Genomic DNA, 24,080 nt, shown 5'->3' with positions numbered 1-24,080 from the left:
CCTCACCTATTGCGCTGAACGCCGGAGCACTACCGCTTCAACGAATCACGCAACTACCTAGCCTCTACCCAGCTAAGCACATCAGAAAGACCGGCATAGAGACTAATCAACTTGGATGCCAGCTCAATACCGTGCAGCTTTGCATCTCTGAAGGTCTGCCACTCGCCAGTCGTTTCGCCGAGCTTTGCGTAACCCTCTCCATCCTTGACCCAAATAATAATTCCGATAGGCGCCACTTTTTGTGGTGCTCCCCAAGTGAAGTCAATCCTTGCTTGCTCTCCAGTTGGGTGGATGTAATCCACTGGATAAGGCCTTGCTGCATCTGAATGCATATCGATCTCCCTAATATGGATCCAATCTGAATTACATCAATAGACCACAACGTAAAATCACGCCAGTCCGGGCATGACCCGGCATAGGACGCCCCATGCCCACAGAAAACAGTAATACAGAATCAACTGATATCCGCGCGATCGTCACCGAGGCCCTGATCGGCATGATAGCCACCGCCACCGGTCTAGTTCCGCCAGCTAACACGGCGCCGCCTCCATTCATTCAGGCCGCTATTGATCGGGCTGTTGATCGCATCGTCCGGTGCCTGGGTGAGCCAGAAAAGCTTATCTATCCGGCCGTTTCGACATGGCCTGGATGGGCCAGCTGGATCGGTCTCGACGCAACCGGTTACTGGGTGTTTTACGAGAATAAGCCGGAGACGAGTGAAGTCGGAAGGATCCCGCAAGGTGGGCAATGGGGTAGGCCGCGTTTCGCCGAGCCGCAACGGGGGTGGGCTGAGATGCTTTATGAGCGGCCGACGCAACTGGTGTGCTTATGACCCATCAAGTCTACTTTCCTCCGCAATACGGCAACCTCGGCGGCTGGTACGCCTGCACAGTCGATCAGTTCGGAGTATGGCGTTGCAACGGGATGTACATGCCTGCGCCCAGCGCTGACCGAATCAAGTAACCCCTCCCCCATTTCAAAGTCAGCCGCTATAGCGGTAAGGACGAAGTCATGCCTGAAGAACCCCCCCTCCACCTCAACCGCGCAGCTCGCGACGTCATTGCAGAGCGCCAGCGCCAAATGTCTGCCGAAGGCTACTCACTGTATCGCGATGATCTGTACGTGAAAGGCGAGATGGCCGAAGCGGCATCCACGTACGCGAGCCTTGCCGGTAAAGTTGGAAGCATGAGTACCGCATGGCCTTGGGGGCAGCATACATTCAAGCCAAGCACGGACCGGCGCCGGGATCTCGTGAAGGCCGCTGCTCTGCTACTGGCCGAAATCGAGCGCGTAGACCGACTTGGCTTGATTCGCCACTGGCCGGTCAAACGTGATGAAAACGGCATGTTCCAGCACCCCGACCTGCCTGACTTCGATGAGGAAGATGGAGATAAATGCAAGGCGTGGATCGCAGAGCAAGGGCTAGAAGTGCAAATGGTCAGCCTTGAATATGCATCTCAAGCGATTGCCGATCGCTATTTTGAATCGCATGACCAGGATTGCAGCTACTGGGATCCAGAGCCTCCTGATGGTGAAGGCTGGTTCTGCCTAGCGATCCACGACGCTGACGACGGTCCTGTTTGTTGGTGGGCTCGACGGGTGGTGACGCCATGAGCCTGCGCGAACAGTTCGAAGCCGCTGTCATTACCCGCATGAAAGAAAGTGGGTTCCTCGAAGTCGAGATACGCGTGGAGTGCCTGGGCCGGTCTGGTGATGGTTATTACGACGGCTCGATCGATGCCTACTGGCACTTCTGGAAGGAGTCCCGCGCCGCGCTGGTGGTTGATCTGCCAACGGTTGGTACTGAGCCGGAAGCGCCGGAAGCCGCTATCCGCATGCGCAATGCTTGCTTCAAGGCCATCGAAGCCGCAGGCCTGAAGGTAACGCCATGACGCCAACCAGAAACCAGCGGCGCCTGATGGATAAGCAAAACGCACAGCACCCACAGGTGCTGCAGCAAGTACCAATGCGGTCCTGGCCGACCCAACCAAAAGACCTAGCCGAGGTTTGGCGCTCTCGCGACTTCCTGGTGCAGATCTACACCGCGCCCGACGGCTATCAGCGCTTGAGTGTGAATCGTACGACGCACAATGGTGACCGCTGGGTCGACCAGGTAACGTGGGATGAACTGATGCGCCTCAAGCGCGAATGCGGACGCGGTGATCTGGACGCGCTTGAGGTATTCCCGGCAGATCGCGACATCGTGAACGTCGCCAACATGCGTCATCTGTTCTTTCCGCCCACACCACTGTCATTCAAGTGGAAGTCAGCGCCGTAACCCCGATAACTCCACTCCTCCTTCCCCTTGTAATCAATGCTGCCGATACCGGCCGCCGAGGATCACCCATGTCCACAAATCAGCACTCCACCATCTGCATTTACCACGGCAACTGTGCCGACGGCTTCGGCGCAGCCTGGGTGGTTCGCAAAGCCCTGGGCGCCGACATCGAGTTTCATGCAGCGACCTACGGCCAGCCGGTGCCGGACGTTACTGGCAAGAATGTCGTCATCGTCGATTTCTCCTACCCCTATGACACCCTCGTCCAGATGTCCTACGAAGCGGCATCGTTGCTGATCCTTGACCACCACAAAACTGCGCACGAAGACCTGAAGAATTTATTTTGGGCAGGTCTTACCTATAAGAACTTCCAGAGCGATTGCAAAGCAGAGTGCCACTGCAACAACACACCCCACATCGGCGCGCTCTTCGACATGAACCGATCGGGCGCCGGAATCGCCTGGGACTTCTTCTTTCCAGGCTCGCCCCGCCCCGCACTGATCAGCCACATTGAGGACCGTGACTTGTGGCTGTTCAAGCTGGAAGGCACTCGCGAGATTCAGGCCAGCGTCTTCAGCTACCCGTATGACTTCGAAGTTTGGGACGGCCTGTTCGCCGCCGACGTCAGCGCCTTGCGTTCGGATGGCCGTGCAATCGAGCGCAAGCACCACAAGGACGTCGCGGAATTGGTTGGAGTGACCAAGCGCCGGATGATGATCGGTGGCCATGACGTGCCAGCGGCAAACCTGCCGTACACGCTGACCAGTGATGCCGGGCACCTGATGTCTGCGGGCGAGCCCTTTGCCGCCTGCTACTGGGACACGCCGGAAGGCCGATCCTTCAGCCTTCGCAGCTCTGACGCCGGCGAGGACGTTTCAGCAATCGCTCTGCAGTACGGTGGTGGAGGTCATCGCAACGCCGCAGGTTTCCGCGTTCCGTTCGGCCACATCCTGGCCATATAACCCCCCCTCCCAGAACCACACAGTCTACCGGTGAATGGCAACTAGTCACTGGCACCACTGCGATTCACACGGCACACCGTCGTTATCGCCGTCCATTTCCACGCCCGGGCAATTCTGCAGAAAACCTTTGGCCTCTGTGCACGAGCTCATCTGCGAGCAGTATTTACGGCCATCGCATTTGAATGGCGGAGCAGAAGACGGTGAAACAGCCGCGGCAGTGGACGTCCCTTGCAGTCCCGAAAGGTAATTTCCACTCCATCCCAGAAAAACCGGCCAAGTTGAAATTTTCCACGCGACCAAGCCGATAACAATCAATACCAAAATCCGTTTCATTCAATTCATCCGTGATGAGCGCAATAAGGGAGAGACCGTATTCTCTCTTTGCCCGCCTGCCGATGCAAATCCCCCTCTACCACCCTCTACCACCTTCTTCCGCCATAGGGCGGCATGGAGAAAGACATGAGTAAAGTAACACTTGATGAGTGGGCGGCTGCCGAATTCAAGACGCCTCCAAGCGCTAATACACTTCGTAAGTGGGCGCGTGAAGGCCGTATCGCCCCAGCGCCTATTAAGCATGGCCGGAGCTATTATGTAGAATCCGATGCGCACTACAGTGAACCGAAAAAACAGCCCGAACGGATTACCGGCGGGGGCCTGATCAGCAAAATAGCGAGTGCACGATATGGCGCCCAGGCCGCGTAATACCGGGTCAAAGGATCTTCCACCAAACCTATACCGCAAAACCGACGCCCGAAACGGCGTCACTTACTACACCTACCGCGATCCAGTGAGTGGTCATGTGTTTGGACTTGGCAAGGACAAGGAGGCAGCTATTCGCGAAGCGGTAGCGGCCAACTATTCCGACCAAGCCCGCCCAGCACTTATCGACAGGATAAATGCGCCACTACCTGTATCAGCACCCACAAAGTCTTTTTCTGACTGGATAAAAGAGTACAGAAGCCTGTATGCAAAACGCGGGCTTGCCCCTGCAACACTGAAGAACACGGGCATGCGATTGAACAGGCTTGATGTTCAGTTTGGCGCGAGGCCTATCAATCAGATGGTGACGATGGAAATTGCCACGTATCTGTCCTCGCTTTCTTCGGAAGGTAAAGGGCAGATGGCCAGGGCCATGCGTTCGCTTCTTCGTGACGTGTTCATGGAGGCGATTGCATCGGGGTGGTGTGATAAGAATCCTGTCGATATAACTCGCACAGCCAAGATCAAGATCAAGCGTGAGCGACTTACCCTGGAGCTCTGGAAGGCAACATACGAAGAGGCAAGCAAGCCATGGCTGAAGCGCGCCATGGAACTGGCAGTGCTGACCGGGCAGCGGCGGGATGATATCGGGTCAATGCTATTCAAGGATGTGTCTGATGGTTTTTTGCATGTCGTCCAAGCGAAAACTGGTGCACGACTGCGCATCAGTACGGAGTTGCGACTTGATGCGGTTTCTTTGGATCTTTCATTAGTCATAAAAAGGTGCCGCAATAACGTTATTTCAAAACACCTGGTACACCATGTAAAAAACTTCAGCACTGTGGGGGCGGGGTCAAAGGTGAATCTGGCCTCCCTGACTACAGCCTTTGCGGAGGCGCGAGACAAGGCCGCACTGAGGCTTGGCATCCAGTTTGGCAAGCAACCACCGAGCTTCCATGAAATGCGATCCCTGTCGGCCAGGCTGCATGCTGCTGAAGGAAGGGATCCGCAGAAACTACTCGGGCACCGATCATCAACCATGACTGATTTGTACCGAGACAGTCGCGGATCTGAGTGGATCGAAGTTGCATAGATGGGATTTAGTTTTGGGGAGGTTTTGGGGAGAAACCTAAAGCCCAGCAAAATCAGGGTCTTAAATTTAATCATCTGTCGCAGTTTGCGACACTCAAACTGCCCACCGTTTTCAACCGATCAAATAATAATTATTTAAATCAATCAGTTAACCCGTCAAGTCGACTTGGCACAGCCGTTGCGAAAGACCTCGCATCCACTCGAATAACAAGAGGTCACTCCTATGCTGAACCATTCATCCCTGCTACCCGCCACTGTTGCCTTTATAAAACGTGTACCCCGCATGCTGATCAATGGCGAGTGGGTCGAGGCCGCCGACGGCAACGTCATGACGTTGCATAACCCCGCCAGCGGTGAAGTGCTCTGCACTGTGCCCTGCGCGACGCCGGACGATGTCGATCGCGCGGTACTCGCAGCTCGCCACGCGTTTGATGACTCGGCCTGGAGCCGGACCCGGCCCCGTGAGCGGCAGAACCTGCTGTGGAAACTCGCCGACCTGCTGGAGCGCGATGCCGAGCTACTGGCCCAGCTTGAATGTCTGAACAATGGCAAGAGCGCGGCGGTAGCGCGGGTCATGGATGTGCAGCTGTCCATCGACTTCTTGCGCTACATGGCCGGCTGGGCGACCAAAATCGAAGGTTCCAGCGTCGAAGTTTCGATGCCCTTGATGCCCAACGATCAGTTTCACAGCTTTATCCGCCGTGAGGCCGTGGGTGTGGTGGGCGCTATCGTTGCCTGGAACTTCCCGCTGCTGCTGGCCTGCTGGAAGCTCGGCCCAGCCCTCGCGACGGGCTGCACCGTGGTACTCAAGCCCGCTGACGAAACGCCAATGAGCGCCCTGAAGCTCGCGGAATTGGCACTCGAAGCCGGTTACCCGGCCGGGGTCTTCAACGTGGTGACCGGCACCGGCATCACTGCCGGCTCCGCCCTGACGCACAATCCACTGGTCGACAAACTGACCTTCACCGGCTCCACCGCCGTCGGCAAGCAGATCGGCAAGATCGCGATGGATTCGATGACCCGTGTCACCCTGGAACTGGGCGGTAAGTCACCGACCATCGTCATGGGTGATGCGGACCTCGCGGCCGCTGCCGCCGGGGCTGCCAGCGCCATCTTCTTCAATCAGGGCCAAGTGTGCTGTGCCGGTTCGCGGCTGTATGTGCAGCGCAAGCACTTCGATAACGTGGTCGCCGACATCTCGGATATCGCCAATGCGATGAAGCTGGGTAACGGCCTAGACCCTAGCGTGGACATGGGCCCCTTGATCTCGGCCCGGCAACAAGAGCGGGTGTCGCGCTACATCGAGATGGGCCGTGAGGGCGGTGCGACCATCGCCTGTGGCGGCGAACAGTTCGGGCCGGGATTCTTCGTCAAGCCCACCGTGATCGTCGGTGTCGATCAGAAAAACCCGCTGGTCCAGGAAGAAATTTTCGGACCGGTACTGGTGGCGATTCCCTTCGATGATGAAGCCGATGCCCTGCGTCTGGCCAACGACAGTCCCTACGGGCTGGGCGCCAGCGTCTGGTCAAACGACCTGGCAGTCGTGCACCGGATGATCCCCCGGATCAAGTCCGGCTCGGTGTGGGTCAATTGCCACAGCGCGCTCGATCCGGCGCTGCCTTTCGGTGGCTACAAAATGTCCGGGGTCGGCCGGGAGATGGGCTACGCCGCCATCGAGCACTACACCGAATTGAAATCCGTGCTGATCAAACTGTAAGCCAGCAACACCCTCCGACAGGCTCACTGCCGGAGGGTGTTTAAGGACGGTAGCCCTGGCTGAGCAGCCAACTGCGCACTAGATGCTCCTGTTCTTTCGACAAATCCGCCAGCACCTGCTGCGCGGGCTCTGTTTGCAGGCGAAGGACCAACGGTGCTAGCTCGATGCCTTGCAAGTGCCAGACCCCCAGCGGTTGATCCGCCGTCACCACCACTTCAGCCTCATCCACCAGACCGTCGCGCAATACCGGGGCCCGCTGCAGGCTGATGGCCGCGAAATCAGCCGGTTTGTGCGCCAGATCAGCGTCCGGCCATTGGCGACGCGCCTTCCAGAAAGGTTGATCCTGCCAACGCTGCTCATCGGCATAAAAATCACGCCCGATCCTGGCGAACCGTAAAAACAACTGCTCGACCCGTTGCCGGTGAAACTGCTGGGCCAACGCCGCACGTTCAGGCGCTCGCAATAAGGTGTTGATCACCACCGGGGCCTGGAGCGCCGAGGACAGTGACTGGAAGATACCGTTGCCCGACAGCGGGTCCACCGCCATGGCGGCATCACCGACCCGAATCCAGTTGTCACCGCACACCTGCGGGCAAAGAATGGCCGTGCTGCTGCGGGCATGCAGGTGCACATCAACCTCGGTGCCGTCGGCAAAAAATGCCGTCGCCAGCGCCGATGCCTGGCGCCTCTCCCGACAGTAGTCGAGTAGCTGGGCTTTACCCGGCAATTCGGCGCTGGCCACGTCCACCGTCAGTTGCCAATAGCAACACCCATCGGCCTGGCGCGCCATCCAGACCCAACCCTGCTCGATGCTTTCGACCGCACTCGCGGTCGCCCCCGGCACGCCCTGCCAGCGGTTGAGCAGACTGACGGTTTCCGGCCCGCGCAGACCTTTACCCAGCGCGGGTGCCTGACGACCGCGTGACTCGACCAAAAAGTCCGCCTGAAGATCGGCGTGGCCTTCAATCTGCACCCGATGCCCCGAGGCAGTCGACTGTACCGCCAGCACACGCCCCTCGATCAGCTCGACACCGGCACGCTGCAGATCCTCGCGCAGGCCGCGATCAAACCGTGGGCGATCCAGCAGCCATTCAATATTTTGTGCGTGCTGCTGACCATTCCAGGACACCTGACGCTGGGACGGCAGCGTAGCATCTGCCAGCGCATGCTCCAGGCCCGCCGCACGCAACGCCTCCAACACCCTCAGCGATACACCTTCCAGTGCGGGGAAGCGTCGCCACTCGCTGACTATCGAGACCGGGTAACCGAGCCGGCGCAGGCCCAATGCGACCGCCGCGCCCGCAGGCCCGGCGCCTAAAATCAGAATCGTACTCATGGCCCGACCCGCCGCTCAGGACCACGGTAACGGGCATAGGCCCTTAGCCAATCGATGATCTCCGAGTTAGAGGCGTGCGGTTGTTCAGCCAGATACGCGGCGATATGCCCGCTCAAGGCCGCGCAACCCAGGCTGGCACCGGACTGCCCGGCCAACGTGCCACGCACGCACGCGGCGAAATCCGCCTGGGCGCTGTTAAGCCACGACCAATCCTGCTCACCACAGCGTGCATCACCGGTAACCCGCACGACACCCGGGTAACTCGCCGGAAATACTGCCTCGCCCTGAGCCGGACTTGAGGCGCACAGCAATACCCCACGTTTCAGCGCCGCCGCACAGGCTTCACGCAACAGACTTCGGTCCTGACGCATCCCCAGGCTCAAGTTGATCAGGCGAACTTCGTGTTCAGCCAGCCAATCGATCGCGCTTGAGATTTGCATCGCACTGGTGACCCCACGTTTATCGAAGACCTGGGCCACACAAAATTCAGCCTCGGGTGCGCGTCGGCAAATAGCGTCGATGATCGCACTGCCATGCCCAAGTTCATCCCCCTCCACCTCGTCCTCGAGCAGCCCCTCCTCCACCAGCAAGAAGCGTCGGCTGGCAACAACTCTAGGCTGTTGCGCGGGTGAATGGCCGCTGTCAACGATGCCAATGCGCACAGGCCGCATAAGAGACTCAGACCTCATGGACGACTGTCGACGACGTGAGCACGCCGTCTACCATATGGAAGCGCAGGTCTGCATCCGCCAGCGTCGACGGACGATGACTGATCAGAATCCGTGTTCGTCCGGCAAACAGCTGGTCAATGGCGCAAATGACTTCACGCTCGGTGGCTTCGTCTACCGCCGAGGTGGCTTCATCGAGGACCAGAATCAAAGGGTCTTGCAACAGTGCGCGGGCGATGGCGATTCGTTGTTTCTGCCCACCGGAAAGCTGCTGTCCTCGCTCGCCGAGCGGACTGTCGAGGCCTTCGGGCAGGGACTCGATCAGGCTGTCCAATTGAGCCAGATGAGCGACTTCGGCAATCGCCGCACGGCTGGCGTTTGGCGAGCTGTAGGACAGGTTGTCCGCCAGGCTCCCTCGAAACAGCACAATGTCCTGACTGACCACCGCGATGCGCCGACGTAACTCGAACAGGTCTAGATCACGCAGATCACAGCCGTCGAGCAAGACACGACCGGCTTGCGGGTCCTGGAAGCGTTGCAGCAGATCGATCAGCGTCGACTTGCCCACCCCGGAGCCGCCGCTCAAGGCGACTTTCAGGCCATAAGGGATACGCGCATCAATGCCCTTGAGGATCGCCGGACGCCCCGGATGGCTGAAGTGCACCGACTGAAACCACACCTCGCCCGTGGTGGGCATCGGCAGCGGGTGCTCCGGCGTGCTGACTCCCGGCTTTTCACCGCGCAACTCCATGACCCGGCCGAGGCTCACGGTCATGCGCTGCAGGGCGACATACAGCCCGAGCAGGCTCTGCACCGGGCCGACGGCCATGCCCAGGTACGTAGAGAAAGCGATCAACGCGCCGAGCTGCCAAGTGCCCTGCACCACCCAATAACCACCGATCAGGAACGCGCAGGCCCGAGACAATGAGGTCAAGGTGCCGGGCACCGCCTGGGTGAAGAATTCGGTGACTTGCAGGCGCAGCAGTTGAGTCATGTAGCCCTGCCCCAAGGACTCCAGCCTGCGTGCTTCGCGCTGCTGCTGACCGGACGCCTGGATGAACTTCATCACCGGTAGGGTTTCGACCATGAAGGACGACACGTCCGCCGAACGCTCGCGCAACTGTTTGACCTCATGCGCAACTTTGCGCCGCATCCAGCGCAGCCAGAGGATGTCCAAAGGAATCAACACCACGGCCAGCAGTGACAGTTTCCAGGACAGGGCCAATAACATCGCCACGGCGAAGACCAGACCAATGATGCTGGAGACCGCCGAGAACAGTGAATCGACGGCAAAGCGCTGGACCTCCGCGACATCGCCATCAAGCCGGGACATCAAGTCGCCAATGCGTCGTTGTCCATAGAACGTCGGCGACAGTGTCTGTAAATGCCGATAAATTTCGTCACGCAAGGCGAACAGGATCCGCCCGGACAGTCGCGTGTACAGATAACGGTTGATCCCGGATAACACCGTGCCCAGCAGCCCGGCACCGATCATCAATCCGGCGATCAGCGTCAGCATCGAAAAGTTACGCGCCAGCAAGCCATCGTCAATCAGCAACTTGGTCAGCCAGGGTTGCACCAGCACCAGCAAGGAAGCGCACAGCGACAGGCCCAACAAACCGCCAATGGCCAGGCGATGTGGACGGACGAAGCCGTACAGCCATGTCAACGCGTCGTGGAGTGCCTGCGGGTCCTTGCTGTCGACCAGCCTGACAATCAACCGCTGCATCAGCTGCGCAACTGTTTGAGCTTGCGGTACAGCGTCGCCCGACTGATGCCTAGCGCGTCAGCGGCGGCCGAAACGTTGCCCTGATGACTGTCCAGAGAGTTGCGGATCAACTCGAGTTCATTCTCGCGGATACGGCCGGTTTGAGGACGGTCACAGGCGCTCAGGTCATCAAGCATGCTGTCGGGCAGGTGCTCCAGCCCCAGCTCGCTTTCGCCCTCGTCGCGCATGGCCAACACTGTGCGCAGCACCATCTCCAACTGACGTATGTTGCCCGGCCAGTGGTAGCCCGCCAGTAATGATTGCAAGTCGCTGGAGAGTTTGACCGTCACATTGCCCAATTTGCCCAGCAAGCTGCTCACCAGCGCATCAAAATCGTCACGCTCACGCAAGGCGGGCAACATCACGCTGATGCCATTCACCCGGTAAAAAAGATCCTCGCGGAACTGCTTTTCCTCAACCTGACGCTTGAGATCGCGGTGGGTGGCACAGATCAGTGCGACATCGATATCCTGTTCCTCGCCTGCGCCCAATGGCGCGACCTTACGGTCCTGCAGCACCCGCAGCAGGCGGGCCTGAAGTGCCAAAGGCATATCACCGATCTCGTCGAGGAACAGCGTGCCGCCGTGGGCCTGTTGCAGGCGACCGATCATGCCGCCACGCCGTGAGCCGGTGAAAGCGCCCTCGCGATAACCAAACAATTCGGACTCGATCAACCCTTCAGGGATGGCTGCACAGTTCACCGCGATAAACGGTTTATCACCGCGCACACCCGCCCGGTGAAGGGCCCGGGCGATAACCTCCTTGCCGGTCCCCGTTTCGCCCAGCAGCAAAACGGGCAGCTCGTTCGCCAGCCCTTGGCGTGCCATGCGCAGCGCGCGGGCATACCGACTGTTACCTCCCGCCAGCGCCTCGAGATTGGGTTGCGCGGGGGCCGCTTTAGGCGCGCCCCGAGCCACACTGGCCACGTTAGGCGAGCGTTGTGGCGCGCGCAGGGCTTTATAGAAAAACTCGCCCTTGGCGGTTTGCAAGCTGCCTATGCTGCCTTGCCGCAGACGCGCGAGCAGTTGCAGACCATCGATGCCCAGAAACTCTTCACAGCGCCGCCCCACCAACCCTGCCCGAGGCACACCGAGCAACTGACAGGCATGCGCGCTGACCGCCAGAATCTTTCCGGTCAAATCCAATGCCAGCAGACCCTGCCACGCGGATTCAAGGTATTGGCGACGACTGTGGAAGGCCAGGACGATTTGATCCGGATAGGTCGCGTTGAACACCCGGCTTTCAATCTGGGTGACAGCCATGCACAACAGCGCAGTGCTGTCCTGAACGCGCCCTAAAGGGCCTTCGCGGGTCAGGTCAAGCACACCGAGCAGCTCGCCATGGGGGCTGTGAATCGGCACAGACGTACACGAGAAAGGGCTCAAGCGATCCAGAAAGTGTTCACCACAATCGATCAACGTCGGACGAGCATCGACCAGCGCAGTGCCCAAGGCATTGGTGCCGCGAGCCGCCTCACTCCAACAGGCACCCAGGGCGATGTCTTGCAAGCCGCTGCCTTTAAGGTCATCGGCGCGCCCCTCAAGGGCGAGAATGGTGGCGTCGGCATTGGCCAGAATAATCAGCCCTTCCTTGCCTTGCTGAGCCGCCAGATAGTCGATCTCCGGCGTCGCAGCGTCGATAAGCAAGCGATTGCTCGCCAACAGCAACTCAAGACTGGCCGTCGACTCCAGCGCGAGTTCGTGCTTGCTATTGAAATGCACACCGTGGCTAAGACTGCGCCGCCATGAGGCATCAATTTCGGCCCGCAGCACCCCATCGGGCACTTCACCTTCGCCGTGCAGTGTCTCCCGGGCCAGCCGGGCTTCGCTTTGTAACTCAGCGTTTATTGTTTTTATTAGCGACATTCAGCGCTCCGAATCGGTCCGCCCAGTGCATCCCCGAGCCACTCCCGGAGCTGGCGACGAGACACGCAAGCTGTTGAGAATGTCTACACCCGGTTCAGGTGGCAGTAAAGAAAAGTTTGCCCGGTCAGGCAGGTGTTCTCTGCAAAGAGCAAAACCTGAGCCACTGGCAAAAGCACGTAGCTCATTATTTACGTTAACGTAAAGGTAATAGCAAGTACCGGCTAACAGCCCTTCACGTCGGGTCTGCCTATGGAGTGACAATTTCAAAAATCGCACCCTCGATACCCAACACCTCGCGACTGTCCGAATAGATGCCGACGCCTTTTTCCCAGACGTTCTTGATCGAGTTGTCTGCGCAGCGAATCCGGTACCTGAGTTCGTAGGGCTGGTACCGGGACAAGGCGTATTGAACCTCACGCCAGACGTAATCCGCATCGTCGGGGTGGATCAGGCTGTTGTAGGTGCAGTCGTGGCTGTCCATCAAGCGCTCGGCGGGATAACCGGTGAGCTGCAGACAGCCGGCGCTGACGAACTCCATGGTCCAGTCGTGGTTATTGCGGCCGCGATAAATCAGGCCGGGCATGCTGTCCAGCAGGCTGAGGGCGCTGCGCTGACTGGCTTGCAAGGCAATCTCCCGGCGCTTGTGCTGGGTGATGTCGTTGACCACCAGATAAAACCTGACATCACGCCGTTTCAGGCTGATGTCGAACCAACGCAGCTCACCTTGGGGATGCACGAAACGCAGGCGCTGATTGAAGGAAATATCAGGGCGGCGGCGTAATTCATACAACGCCTGCCGCCACAGGGAACGGTCTTCCTGATGCACGTATTCAACCATATTGCGTTCATCACCCGGCAACTCCATCAGGTCGGCCCAGGCGGCGTTGTAGTGGGTGATCTCGCCTTTGTCAGTGAGTTCGAGCAAGGCGATGGGGAATACATCCAGATACTGCAGTGCCTGGCGGGTGAATATTGACTCAAGCGTTGTCGCGCTGTGCTCGGCCATCAATGCCGCTCCTCTTTTCTCATTGATGCAGCCTTGTGCACCCAGGCTGCCAGCTCCAGTCGCGAACGCAGATTGAGCTTCTGCAACAGGTTCTTCACGTAGATTTTCACCGTGCCGTCGCTGATACCCAGCTCACGACCTATCTGTTTATTGCTCATGCCCGAGGCGATCAATGCCAGCGTTTGTGCCTCGCGATCAGTCAGGCCGCAGTCTTCCACCCCGTCCAGCGCTGCATCGGCACTGATGTCGTTGTGCCCGGCCAGCAGCGAGACCAGACAGTCATCCAGGACAATCGCGCCTTTGCTGCAATTGCGCATGTACGCCAGCAGCGCTTCCGGCTCGGTTTCCTTCAAGACATAGCCGCTGGCGCCCAGGCGTAAGGCAGTCAGCAACTCGCCGCGATCCATCGAAGCGGTCAAGACCACAATCTGGCACTCGAGCCCCAACTGCTTCATCTCGTCGAGCACCTGCAAACCACTCAAGCCCGGCATATGCAGGTCCAGCAGGACCAGCTTGGGCGCCAGGCGCAGGGCCAGGTTGATCCCTTCCCTGCCGCTGGCGGCCTGGCCCACCACATCGAAGTCATCGCTGGCGGCAAACAATTGCGCCAGCCCTTTGCGGAACAAGGGATGGTCATCGATCAACAATAAGGTCGTGCTGCTCATCGAAGCGCCTCAGTGGGTCGTCATTGTTCTGGATAAGGCTCAGGTGCACGCGAGCGCCGTGAGGACGGATAGTTTCGATGGACAGCTGTGCGCCGATGGTCGAGGCGCGCTCACGAATGATCGCCAGGCCATAATGATTCTCCTCCAGCGACGCGGGGCTCAAGCCGATGCCGTCATCTTCGACAGTCACCGAAATCTCGCCTTGCGGCGTCTGGCGCAGTTCGATCCGCACATGCCGGGCGTGGGAGTGCCGCACCACGTTGGCCAATGCTTCCCGGATGATCTGTAAAATTTGCAATTCGGTTTCCGGGTACAGCGCATCTTCGGTCAAACGATTGTCCAGCTCGAACACGATGATGCAGCGTCGGGAAAACTCGGCCACGGAATCAGCCAATGCCTGACGCAGCGAGCGTCCATCCATGGTCAGGCGAGCGCTGGTGATCAGCTCGCGCACCTGGCGTTGAAGCTGGCTCAACCCGCCGCGTAAATCGGTCAGCAGAACGGCAGCCTGCTCGGGCTCACGCAGTGCTGCCTGCATCAGGCTGGCCTGAAACGACAGATAGCCCAATTGTTGTGCAACCGAATCGTGAAGTTCGCGCGCCAATGCACCGTGCTGGAACGTTGCCTCTTTGCGTTGCTGCTCACGCTTGTGACACAGCAACTGCATCGTCACCCCCACCACCCGTGCCGTTTCCCCCAACAAGCCATGAAACCCGCGACTGGCAGGGTATGGCGTGTCCAGCAACAAGACTCCGCGCTTGCCGGGTGCAGTGCCCGGCAGAGCGGTCAGCAATCGATGACGCCCGCGGCGCTGGCACGCCGGACACGCCAACGGTGCTTCAGCCATCTCGCCGTCGCGCCACGGGCAACTGGAGACCTCATCACACGGGCTGACCATCGCCCGGCGCTTGGGACCGAAGTCTTCGCCAGGCAACAACACCCCCAGCTTGCTACCAGGGTTCAGCGCTTCGAATCGGTCGAGAAAATGGGGCAAAGCATCGTCTGCGCGTGCCAGGCATAGCGGCAGTTTGGCCAGCAAGGCGCGCACGTCGTCCACCTGACGTGGTCGCGTGCGCAGGAACCATTGGCCCAACCACCCGGGTCGCATTGGAGCTTTCAATGACATCCGCCTGCCCTTTGGAAATCTATGGCGTTTGCCGAGCAACTTCCATGCCTTCGCGGTGATTAGCGGCGGACTACTCCAAAAGAGATATCTCTTTTTCTAGATTGAGCAGTAATTCCTTTTGGGAAACTATCTTCCCCACCAGGAAACAACGACACCGATCCTGCGCACGGTAAATCACCGAAAAGCAGCGCACCAGGCTAAGGCCAAACGCCCGGCCTGCGCACCAGATCAGGACGTTCAATCGACCGATTTTGAAATACTGAACCACCAGGAGGGCTGCAATGACTGAGACACAAAGCGCTGCGCCGTACAGACCGCATAGTGTGCCGGTGTACCGCGAACCGATGCTGCGTACCCATGCACTGCATCACATTCTGGTGACGCAGTCCGCCACTTCAAAAGCGCTCGGGCACTTGATCCAGCACTTTGATCACACCACGCTGCCCGCCCCCCGAGTGCTCTGCGCCGGAGTAGATGGATTTGAGCAGCAACTAAAAGGGTTGCTCCATGCTGCAGCGATCGGCACCCACCTTTATATCCTCGGAGACGAAGCGTTTCTTTGGCACATCCACGGCATAGCTCACGCGGCGGGAATGCACGACGACGAAATCGACCTGATCGAATCCGGACCGACAAAACGCCGGGTGTATTGCGTGCACTGCGCCAGCCTTCAGGACAGTGGTCCCGAAGGCCAGGTGACCTGCGTCCACTGCCACGTCCTGTTGGGTGTGCGTGAGCATTTTTCCCAACGTCTGGGGGCTTACCTGGGCGTCTGCGAAAACCCCGATCAGCCCTACTCGCAAGCCAAGTCAGGAGCACGACCATGAGCTCGGTTCTGGAGGTGCGGATAACCGACGCAAAAATGCTGACCCCAGTGATTCGCGAGCTCACGTTTGTCAATCCTTCCGGACGCTTGCCGGGGTTTTCCGCGGGCAGTCACGTGCAGGTCCATCTGCCGTTAGGTGAACGCAATCTGCGCAATGCTTACTCGCTGACCAGCGACCCTGCCGACCTCCACCACTACCGCATCGCCGTGCGTTTGCAGGACGACTCCCGTGGCGGTTCTCGGTTTTTGCATCAACAGGTGCAGGTCGGCGACAGCCTGCGCATCTCGCCCCCGGCCAACCTGTTTGCCCTGCACTCAGCCGCCCGCCAGCACATCCTGATTGCTGGCGGCATCGGCATCACGCCGTTCCTGGCTTACATCACTGCGCTGGAACAACGTAACGCCGATTTCGAGCTGCATTACGCCTACCGCAAAGGCCTGACCGACGCCTACACCGACGAACTGCAACAACGCCTGGGTACGTGTCTGCATGGCTATGACCGCAGCGCTGGCGAAACCCTGGATCTGGCGGCAGTGCTCAGCGCGCGGCCATTGGGCAGTCATGTGTATGTCTGCGGCCCGGAACGCTTGTTGATGGGCGTAAAGGAACAGGCCAAAGCCCTTGGCTGGCCGGAGGGCCGAGTGCATTGGGAAGCCTTTAGCGGTGCGGAGCCGGGCCTGCCGTTCAGCCTGGAGCTGGCGCGCAGCGGACGGCGGATTCAGGTCAGCGCCGAGCAAAGCCTGCTCGAGGCGCTGGAATCAGCCGGTGTGGAAATCCCCAACCTGTGCCGTGGCGGGGTCTGCGGGCAGTGCGCCACGCGCCACCTCAAGGGCGATATTGAACACCGCGACCATGTTCTCAGCGCTGCCGAGCAGGCTGAATTCCTTATGCCCTGCGTCTCTCGCGCCTGCGGTTCTTCCGTTTTGCTGGACCTCTAGGAGTCGACCATGACCGTTCAATTCAGCCCTCTGGAAAGCTACCGGGATACGTTCAGCTTTCGCAACAGTGCATTCGCCATCGAGCGATTCCCCTTTCCGTTCATCGAAGACAGCTACATGTACTCGGTGAACATCGAACCGGCACGTGCCAAAGAATCGGGGTCGGTTTACCAGCACTGGTTCGACATCGACGAGCATTACCGTTCGGAAATGGCCGAGCGCGCCCTGGTTCTGGACAGAGACCCAACCCGCTATCTGGTCATGCCGCATATGCAGGAAGCGGCCTGGGATGCCTTGCAAATGTTCATGGAGCATCTGTCCGCCGACTACCCGCAGTGGTTCGAACTGAGCTGCAACGGGGATCGTTGGCATTGGCGTAACAAGGCGCTGGACATTGATCAGGCGTTTACCTTCGGCGATGCCTCGACCCTGCCCTGCGAACCTCTGGAGTTCATCACCCGTCAGGTACAAGGCGACATCGCCTTGCTCGACCAGCGTGACGGCGATCTGTTCATGGACGCAGGAATGGTCACCAACCCGGCTGACTGGTCCCTGGCTTTCGACGCAGGGATGAGCTTCAAGCAATGGCACTCACCGGTTCCGATGGCCAACCAAATGGGTATTTTCGAGCGGGCGCTGAAGCATCTGCTCAACATTCAAGTGGATCACCCCGTGCGTCGGTTGAACTGGACGCTGACCATCAATCCGCGCCTGGACTCTTCGCCCGAGACCTTTCACGAATGGGGTGCCGAACGCGGCAGTGTCACTGCCGACAACGTCGGGCAACTCGTGCACCTGCGTGTGGAACTGCAATTCATGGCGCGTTTGCCCCGCAGCAACGGCCTGATGTTCAGCATTCGCACCTACCTGATCAGCATGAACGAACTGGTCAGCCACCCCGGCTGGGGCTGCCGTCTGCACCGGGTGTTGCGTGATTTGCCCGACCCCATCGCCGACTACAAGGGCATGACCCGCTATCGGCAAACCCTGGTCGAGTGGTTAAGCCGCTTCGATACCCACTCCTGAAAAGCTGACCCGAACACTTTTCGTTGCCCTTTTTCCAGACAAGGAATCACCACATGGCCCATTCATGGCGCATCTCCGCATTGGCTGAACGTCACCGCGCGCTTGGCTCTCAGCTTGAAGACTGGAACGGCATGGGCACCGCCTGGACCTATGCCACAGACCTCGCCGACCACCATCAGGCGATCCGCACACGCGCTGGCCTGATGGATGTATCGGGACTGAAAAAGGTCCATTACGTCGGCCCTCACGCAGAAAGCCTGCTGCAATGGGCGACCACCCGTGATATCGCCAAACTCTACCCCGGCAAATCGGTGTATGCCTCGATGCTTGATGAGGACGGCAAGTTTGTCGACGACTGCATCGTTTACCGTACCGGCCCCAATGCGTTCATGGTGGTCCACGGCGCAGGCACTGGCTACGAGATGCTGGTACGCGCAGCACAAGGCCGTCAGGTCGCGGTGTTGTTCGACGACGACCTGCATGACCTGTCGTTGCAAGGGCCGCTGGCAGTGGACTTCCTCGCCGAACACGTACCGGGCATCCGTCAGCTGCCGTATTTCCACCATCTGCAAACCAAGTTGTTCGGCCGTCCGGTGATGATTTCCCGCACAGGCTATACCGGCGAACGTGGCTACGAAATCTTTTGCAAAGCCGCTGATGCCCCGCTGTTGTGGGACGAGATCCTCGAACAGGGCGCGAGCATGGGCATCATTCCGTGCGCCTTCACCGCCCTTGACTGGTTGCGGGTGGAAAGCGCGCTGATGTTCTTCCCCTATGACAACTCGCAGATGTACCCCTTCGCCGATCAAAAGGCCGGCGACACGTTGTGGGAGTTGGGTCTGGATTTCACCGTATCCCCGGAGAAACAGGACTTCCGCGGCGCCCACGAACACTTCCGTCTGCGCGGCCAAGAGCGCTTCAAGATTGCCGGCGTGCTGATCGAAGGCGCCCGCGCTGCTGATGCCGGCGACACCCTGTGGCACGACGGCAAACAGGTCGGCGTCATCACCTGTGGCATGTATTCACGCCTGAGCAAACGCTCCATGGCCATCGCCCGCATTGCAGTTGACTGCGCGGCGCCAGGCGTTGCCCTACAGGTGCGCGGCAGTTTGGAGGCCAGCGCCATGACCCACGCCCTGCCCTTCGATGACCCGGAAAAAACCAAACGCACTGCCAAAGGCTGATCGACCGCCTGCGCCACTTCAACTACGAGGGAGACCCTGATGGACACGTCACACGAGCATTACATCCTCAAGATCAGTTGCCCTGCCGCCTCAGGCATTGTTGCAGCGGTCACGTCCTGGCTGGCCGAACAGGCTTGCTATATCAGCGAACTGTCGCAGTTCGATGACGAATTCACCGGACGTTTTTTCATGCGTGCGGTGTTTCGCTTCAACAAGAACGTGGTCGGTGACACCGCTGCGTTACGCCAGGGCATGACCGAACTGGCGGGTGGTTTCGACATGCAATGGCAACTGTTCAGTTCGGCTAAGCCGGCCCGCGTACTGCTGATGGTCAGCAAGTTCGACCACTGCTTGACCGACCTCCTGTATCGCCACCGTAAAGGCGAGATGGACATGCAAATCACCGCCATTGTCTCTAACCACCTGGACTTGAGGCCGATGGCCGAACGCGAGGGCATCCGCTTTATCTATCTGCCGGTGACCAAAGACAGCAAATCCAGCCAGGAAGCCGAGCTGTTGCGAATCGTCGAAGAGACCGAGACCGACCTGGTAGTCCTCGCCCGCTATATGCAGATTCTGTCGGACAACCTGTGCAAGCAGTTGTCCGGCCGCGCGATCAACATTCACCATTCGTTCCTCCCCGGTTTCAAAGGCGCCAAGCCCTATCACCAGGCTTACGAGCGCGGCGTGAAGCTGATCGGCGCCACCGCCCACTACGTCACCTCCGACCTGGACGAAGGCCCGATCATCGAGCAGGAAATCCAGCGTGTGGACCACACCTATCTGCCCGATGCGCTGGTCGCCATCGGTCGCGACACCGAAACCGTCGCACTTTCCAAAGCCCTGAAATACCACCTGGAACACCGCGTGTTCATCAACCAGGACAAGACGGTAATTTTTCGTTGATGAGCCAAGGCTTAAACGACTCATCGCCCATTTCAGACAGACCCAAGACACGAGGCACGAACATGACCCTACGCGTTGCAATCATCGGCGCTGGCCCTTGCGGTATGGCGCAACTCCGGGCTTTTCAATCGGCCAGGGACAAGGGAGCAGAAATTCCCGAGCTGGTCTGCTACGAGAAACAGCAAGACTGGGGCGGCATGTGGAACTACACCTGGCGCACCGGCCTGGATGAAAACGGCGAGCCGGTCCACGGCAGCATGTACCGCTACCTGTGGTCCAACGGCCCAAAAGAGTGCCTGGAGTTCGCGGACTACACCTTTGAGGAGCATTTCGGCCGCCCTATCGCCTCGTATCCACCAAGGGAAGTGCTATGGGACTACATCAAGGGCCGCGTCGAAAAGGCCGGGGTTCGCGATTACATCCGCTTTAATAACGCGGTGCGCCACGTCAGCTACGACCCGCAAAGCAAGCGCTTTACAGTCGTCGCCCAAGACCACAACAGCAATACCCGGACCTCGGAAGAGTTCGATTACGTCATCAACGCCAGCGGCCATTTCTCGACGCCGAACATGCCGTATTTTCCCGGTTTCGAACATTTCGGCGGGCGCATCCTGCATGCTCACGATTTCCGCGATGCGCTGGAATTCAAGGGCAAGGATCTGTTGCTGATCGGCAGCAGCTACTCGGCCGAGGATATCGGCTCGCAATGCTACAAATACGGCGCCCGCAGCATTACCAGTTGCTACCGCACCGAGCCGATGGCGTATGACTGGCCTGCCAACTGGGAAGAAAAGCCGCTGCTGCAACGCCTGGAGAAAAACCGCGCGTACTTCATCGATGGCAGCCACAAGCACATCGATGCGGTGATCCTCTGCACCGGCTACAAACATAACTTCCCGTTCCTGCCGGACGAACTGTGCCTCAAGACCGACAACCGTCTGTGGCCGATGAACCTGTACAAGGGCATTTTCTGGGAATCCAACCCGCAGATGATGTACCTCGGCATGCAGGACCAGTGGTACTCGTTCAACATGTTCGACGCTCAGGCCTGGTATGCCCGCGACGTGATTCTGAAACGCATCGACCTGCCCGATCAGACCCACATGATCGCTGACAGCAAACAATCGCAAGCGCGTGAGCTGGCGCTGGAAACCACCCCGCAAATGTTCGAATTCCAAGGCTCATACATTCAGCAACTGGTGGATGCCACTGACTACCCGAGCTTCGATATCCCCGCCGTCAACGACACCTTCCTGAACTGGAAGCACGACAAAGCCGAAAACATCATGGGGTATCGCGACAAGTCCTATCGCTCGCTGATGACCGGCACCCAATCACCGCCCCATCACACGCCCTGGCTCGAAGCACTGGACGACTCCATGGCCGCGTATCTGGGCGATGTGCCCACTGCCATCAAATCCGTCGGCTGAGCCTGTACGCCAGATAAAGGAGCATCCGCATGAGTGCACCGAGTGTTTCGCACCCTTGGGAACCGGGGTTGTTTGCCCGGGCGCCCGCGATTGAGCGCTATCGGGTAGCCGGTGGCGGCCTGACGCTGATCGCCCTGGAACCCGGCGACACCCTGCAAGTGATCGATATCGAAGGGTTGCAACCCTGCGAGCTGCTGGCGTTCGACCGACTAGGGCGCACAACCCTGGCGGCGTTGGGGCTGGTGGCTACATGGGGGTGCCGGTTTATCGCGACGCAGCTCGCTGAACCCAGCCTGCAAACCCGACGCATTGTGCAAGCGCTGGGCAAGCGCGGCGTCGATCCGCATCGACTTCCCGATTCGGCTTCGCTGTGGGACGAAGACTCACCTGCCGGGTACAGCCGCAGCTTCGTGGCGGGCGAATCATTATTGGTCATCGTCGCTGCGCCGAGTGAGCCCGGCGCGGTCGATCTGCAACAGACGGCCAGCGAGTTGCGACTGATCGTGCAGCGGGCCAATCCCTCGTCGATTCTGGTCCCGCCCCTGCCCGAGCCGTTAGGTGAGCCGCTGCAGGAGTTCACCGTTCGCGCGGGCACTGCGCACAGCTACACCGTGCGCCAGGGCCAGTACATCCAGGTGCTTGACGTTGCCGGACGGCAATGCTCGGATTTCGTCGCCCTCAATCGCCGGGCACTGGATCGCCAGCAAGAGCTGGACCTGGACCAAACCGTCACGCGGACCCTCAACGGTAACGCCTACCCCGCTCCGGGCCTGTTCGCCAAGTTTTTCGACCGGCAGATGCAGCCCATGCTGGAAGTGGTGCGCGACACCGTGGGCCGCCATGACTCCTTTGCCCTGGCGTGCGCCGCTCGCTACTACGAAAGTCACGGCTATTTTGGGCACGACAACTGCAGTGACAACATCAGTCGCGCGCTGGAATCCTTCGGGGTACAAGCCCGCAGCGGTTGGCCGGCCATCAACTTTTTCTTCAACACAGGGATCGATGCCCACCAGCAAATGACCCTGGATGAACCCTGGTCCAGACCGGGAGATTACGTTTTGTTGCGGGCCATGACCGATCTGGTCTGCGCCAGTTCGTCGTGCCCGGATGACATTGACCCGGCCAACGGCTGGAACCCGACCGACATCCAGATTCGTGTCTATTCCGACAAGGAGCGCTTTTCTATCGCCATGGCCACTCGAAAAACTGCTGATGCCGACCCGACGCTGACTCGTGAGTCTGGCTTTCACTCTCGCACCAGCGCCCTCACCGGCAGCTTCACCGACTACCGCAACTGGTGGTTGCCGCTGCGCTATGACGGGTTCGGCGCCATCGATGAATATTACGGCTGCCGCGAACGGGTGGCGGTGATGGACCTGACCGCCCTGCGCAAATTCGAAATCATCGGCCCGGACGCTGAAGCCCTGCTCCAGTACTGCCTGACCCGCGACGTCCGGCGCCTGGCCATCGGCCAAGTGGTGTATTCGGCGATGTGCCACGAACACGGCGGCATGCTCGACGACGGCACCCTCTTACGTCTGGGGCAGGACAACTTCCGCTGGATCTGTGGCGAGGATTACGCCGGGGTCTGGTTGCGTGAGCAAGCGCAAAAACTCGGGATGAAAGTCTGGGTCAAGTCTGCCAGCGAGCAGATTCACAACCTGTCGGTGCAAGGGCCATTGAGCCGTGAGTTGCTCAAACAAATGGTCTGGACCCCAGCCACTCAGCCGACCGTGGAAGCACTGGGCTGGTTCCGTTTTCTGGTTGGTCGGCTGGACAACTACGACGGTTGCCCGTTGATGATTTCCCGCACCGGCTACACCGGCGAGCTGGGCTATGAAGTCTGGTGTCAGCCGCAAGACGCCGAGCGGGTCTGGGATCGCGTCTGGCAACTGGGCGAACCGCTGGGCATCGTCCCGCTGGGCCTTGAAGCGCTGGACATGCTGCGCATCGAAGCCGGGCTGATATTTGCCGGGTACGAATTCAGCGACCAGACCGATCCTTTTGAAGCAGGGATCGGCTTCAGCGTGCCACTCAAGAGCAAAACCGACGACTTCATCGGCCGCGACGCCCTGCTGCGACGCAGTGCCAATCCGATGCACAAGCTGGTAGGCCTGCAATTGAGTGGCAACGAAGGCGCGCATCACGGCGATGGCGTGTACAGCGGCCGCGCGCAGGTCGGCGTGGTCACCAGTGCCTGCCGCTCACCGTTGCTGGCCAGCAATATCGCGTTGTGCCGGGTGGATGTCGCTTGTGCCGACGTGGGCACAACGCTGCAAGTGGGCAAGGTCGATGGTTTGCAGAAGCGTATCGACGCCCAGGTCATGGCACCGATTTTCTACGACCCGGACAAAAGCCGGGTGCGCAGTTAAGCGATAGAACACGTCATTGCAGCACCGAACACTGTTAATCGAACACTGTTACTGCGTTGCCAACCAGCGAGACCAAGAGTCTTTAAACAAGACCGCAAGCACTCGCTGACCGGCACCCTGACGTCTGCCGAATACGCTGTTCCGGCTCGACGGAGGGGATGCTGGTTCAACTTCCGACTGCCCCCGACAACTCTACTTACACATGGGATAACAGA

General features: G+C 59.4%; 25 protein-coding genes. 16 read left to right on the top strand and 9 right to left on the bottom strand.

Translation table 11 applies throughout. From position 1 onward, the window contains the following. Nucleotides 1–53: 53 nt before the first annotated feature. Nucleotides 54–332 (bottom strand): hypothetical protein, encoded by a 279-nt coding sequence (locus RHM55_RS00980; protein WP_322179095.1) that lies wholly within the window; start codon nucleotides 330–332, stop codon nucleotides 54–56. Between the two features lie 95 nt (nucleotides 333–427). Between RHM55_RS00980 and RHM55_RS00975 the strand changes: the two genes are divergently transcribed. From RHM55_RS00975 to RHM55_RS00950, 6 genes are all read left to right on the top strand, one after another. Beyond that, nucleotides 428–832: a hypothetical protein gene (locus tag RHM55_RS00975; protein ID WP_322179094.1), complete on the top strand. Its 405-nt coding sequence runs from the start codon at nucleotides 428–430 to the stop codon at nucleotides 830–832. Continuing rightward, nucleotides 829–963, top strand: a complete 135-nt coding sequence (locus RHM55_RS00970) for a hypothetical protein (protein WP_322179093.1) — start codon at nucleotides 829–831, stop codon at nucleotides 961–963. Before RHM55_RS00975 ends, RHM55_RS00970 begins: the two co-directional genes overlap by 4 nt. A 381-nt stretch (nucleotides 964–1,344) precedes the next feature. Beyond that, nucleotides 1,345–1,614, top strand: a complete 270-nt coding sequence (locus RHM55_RS00965; RefSeq protein ID WP_322183142.1) for a hypothetical protein — start codon at nucleotides 1,345–1,347, stop codon at nucleotides 1,612–1,614. After that, nucleotides 1,611–1,892 carry a hypothetical protein gene (locus tag RHM55_RS00960; RefSeq protein WP_322179092.1) on the top strand — a complete coding sequence of 94 codons (282 nt, stop codon included), beginning with the start codon at nucleotides 1,611–1,613 and terminating at the stop codon, nucleotides 1,890–1,892. Before RHM55_RS00965 ends, RHM55_RS00960 begins: the two co-directional genes overlap by 4 nt. After that, nucleotides 1,889–2,278 (top strand): hypothetical protein, encoded by a 390-nt coding sequence (locus tag RHM55_RS00955; protein ID WP_322179091.1) that lies wholly within the window; start codon nucleotides 1,889–1,891, stop codon nucleotides 2,276–2,278. Before RHM55_RS00960 ends, RHM55_RS00955 begins: the two co-directional genes overlap by 4 nt. Nucleotides 2,279–2,346: 68 nt before the next feature. Then, complete coding sequence (locus RHM55_RS00950) at nucleotides 2,347–3,240, top strand: phosphohydrolase (protein WP_322179090.1); 894 nt, start codon at nucleotides 2,347–2,349, stop codon at nucleotides 3,238–3,240. Nucleotides 3,241–3,285: 45 nt separating this feature from the next. Here the strand turns inward: RHM55_RS00950 and RHM55_RS00945 are convergent, their stop codons facing one another. Next, nucleotides 3,286–3,573 (bottom strand): excalibur calcium-binding domain-containing protein, encoded by a 288-nt coding sequence (locus RHM55_RS00945; protein WP_322179089.1) that lies wholly within the window; start codon nucleotides 3,571–3,573, stop codon nucleotides 3,286–3,288. 126 nt (nucleotides 3,574–3,699) lie between these two features. Between RHM55_RS00945 and RHM55_RS00940 the strand changes: the two genes are divergently transcribed. From RHM55_RS00940 to RHM55_RS00930, 3 genes are all read left to right on the top strand, one after another. Next, on the top strand, nucleotides 3,700–3,942 hold the full coding sequence (locus RHM55_RS00940; protein WP_322179088.1) for an excisionase: 243 nt from the start codon (nucleotides 3,700–3,702) through the stop codon (nucleotides 3,940–3,942). Next, nucleotides 3,923–5,032, top strand: coding sequence for a phage integrase Arm DNA-binding domain-containing protein (locus RHM55_RS00935; RefSeq protein WP_322179087.1), 1,110 nt, complete (start codon nucleotides 3,923–3,925; stop codon nucleotides 5,030–5,032). Before RHM55_RS00940 ends, RHM55_RS00935 begins: the two co-directional genes overlap by 20 nt. A 222-nt stretch (nucleotides 5,033–5,254) precedes the next feature. Next, nucleotides 5,255–6,748, top strand: coding sequence for an aldehyde dehydrogenase family protein (locus RHM55_RS00930; protein WP_322179086.1), 1,494 nt, complete (start codon nucleotides 5,255–5,257; stop codon nucleotides 6,746–6,748). Between the two features lie 40 nt (nucleotides 6,749–6,788). Here the strand turns inward: RHM55_RS00930 and RHM55_RS00925 are convergent, their stop codons facing one another. The 7 genes from RHM55_RS00925 to RHM55_RS00895 form a co-directional block, all read right to left on the bottom strand. Further along, complete coding sequence (locus RHM55_RS00925; protein ID WP_322179085.1) at nucleotides 6,789–8,084, bottom strand: tryptophan 7-halogenase; 1,296 nt, start codon at nucleotides 8,082–8,084, stop codon at nucleotides 6,789–6,791. Beyond that, on the bottom strand, nucleotides 8,081–8,755 hold the full coding sequence (locus RHM55_RS00920) for a S8 family serine peptidase (protein WP_322179084.1): 675 nt from the start codon (nucleotides 8,753–8,755) through the stop codon (nucleotides 8,081–8,083). Before RHM55_RS00920 ends, RHM55_RS00925 begins: the two co-directional genes overlap by 4 nt. Before the next feature lie 7 nt (nucleotides 8,756–8,762). Next, complete coding sequence (locus RHM55_RS00915; protein WP_322179083.1) at nucleotides 8,763–10,481, bottom strand: ABC transporter ATP-binding protein; 1,719 nt, start codon at nucleotides 10,479–10,481, stop codon at nucleotides 8,763–8,765. Continuing rightward, nucleotides 10,481–12,385, bottom strand: a complete 1,905-nt coding sequence (locus RHM55_RS00910; protein ID WP_322179082.1) for a sigma-54-dependent Fis family transcriptional regulator — start codon at nucleotides 12,383–12,385, stop codon at nucleotides 10,481–10,483. The genes RHM55_RS00915 and RHM55_RS00910 overlap by 1 nt, the downstream gene beginning before the upstream one ends. Nucleotides 12,386–12,632: 247 nt before the next feature. Continuing rightward, nucleotides 12,633–13,391 (bottom strand): PAS domain-containing protein, encoded by a 759-nt coding sequence (locus RHM55_RS00905; RefSeq protein ID WP_322179081.1) that lies wholly within the window; start codon nucleotides 13,389–13,391, stop codon nucleotides 12,633–12,635. Beyond that, nucleotides 13,391–14,056 carry a response regulator gene (locus RHM55_RS00900; protein ID WP_322179080.1) on the bottom strand — a complete coding sequence of 222 codons (666 nt, stop codon included), beginning with the start codon at nucleotides 14,054–14,056 and terminating at the stop codon, nucleotides 13,391–13,393. The genes RHM55_RS00905 and RHM55_RS00900 overlap by 1 nt, the downstream gene beginning before the upstream one ends. Then, nucleotides 14,025–15,182, bottom strand: coding sequence for a sensor histidine kinase (locus RHM55_RS00895; protein WP_407074646.1), 1,158 nt, complete (start codon nucleotides 15,180–15,182; stop codon nucleotides 14,025–14,027). Before RHM55_RS00895 ends, RHM55_RS00900 begins: the two co-directional genes overlap by 32 nt. Nucleotides 15,183–15,463: 281 nt before the next feature. On the opposite strand from RHM55_RS00895, the gene RHM55_RS00890 reads away from it, so the two are divergent. From RHM55_RS00890 to RHM55_RS00860, 7 genes are all read left to right on the top strand, one after another. Next, nucleotides 15,464–16,009 carry a dimethylamine monooxygenase subunit DmmA family protein gene (locus tag RHM55_RS00890; protein WP_322179079.1) on the top strand — a complete coding sequence of 182 codons (546 nt, stop codon included), beginning with the start codon at nucleotides 15,464–15,466 and terminating at the stop codon, nucleotides 16,007–16,009. Further along, nucleotides 16,006–16,947: a PDR/VanB family oxidoreductase gene (locus RHM55_RS00885; RefSeq protein ID WP_322179078.1), complete on the top strand. Its 942-nt coding sequence runs from the start codon at nucleotides 16,006–16,008 to the stop codon at nucleotides 16,945–16,947. Before RHM55_RS00890 ends, RHM55_RS00885 begins: the two co-directional genes overlap by 4 nt. Nucleotides 16,948–16,956: 9 nt before the next feature. Then, complete coding sequence (locus tag RHM55_RS00880; protein WP_322179077.1) at nucleotides 16,957–17,973, top strand: DUF3445 domain-containing protein; 1,017 nt, start codon at nucleotides 16,957–16,959, stop codon at nucleotides 17,971–17,973. 53 nt (nucleotides 17,974–18,026) lie between these two features. Beyond that, on the top strand, nucleotides 18,027–19,157 hold the full coding sequence (locus RHM55_RS00875; protein ID WP_219059846.1) for an aminomethyltransferase family protein: 1,131 nt from the start codon (nucleotides 18,027–18,029) through the stop codon (nucleotides 19,155–19,157). 39 nt (nucleotides 19,158–19,196) lie between these two features. After that, nucleotides 19,197–20,063, top strand: a complete 867-nt coding sequence (gene purU / locus RHM55_RS00870; RefSeq protein WP_322179076.1) for a formyltetrahydrofolate deformylase — start codon at nucleotides 19,197–19,199, stop codon at nucleotides 20,061–20,063. A 62-nt stretch (nucleotides 20,064–20,125) separates the two neighbouring features. Beyond that, nucleotides 20,126–21,493, top strand: coding sequence for an NAD(P)/FAD-dependent oxidoreductase (locus RHM55_RS00865; RefSeq protein ID WP_322179075.1), 1,368 nt, complete (start codon nucleotides 20,126–20,128; stop codon nucleotides 21,491–21,493). Between the two features lie 29 nt (nucleotides 21,494–21,522). After that, complete coding sequence (locus tag RHM55_RS00860) at nucleotides 21,523–23,865, top strand: DUF1989 domain-containing protein (protein WP_322179074.1); 2,343 nt, start codon at nucleotides 21,523–21,525, stop codon at nucleotides 23,863–23,865. Nucleotides 23,866–24,080: the final 215 nt, after the last annotated feature.

Origin of the sequence: Pseudomonas sp. MH9.2 (assembly GCF_034353875.1) — a bacterium.
Taxonomy (GTDB): Bacteria; Pseudomonadota; Gammaproteobacteria; order Pseudomonadales; family Pseudomonadaceae; genus Aquipseudomonas.
The sequence above is the reverse complement of the archived record's forward strand: the minus strand, read 5'-3'. Positions and strand labels throughout refer to the sequence as shown.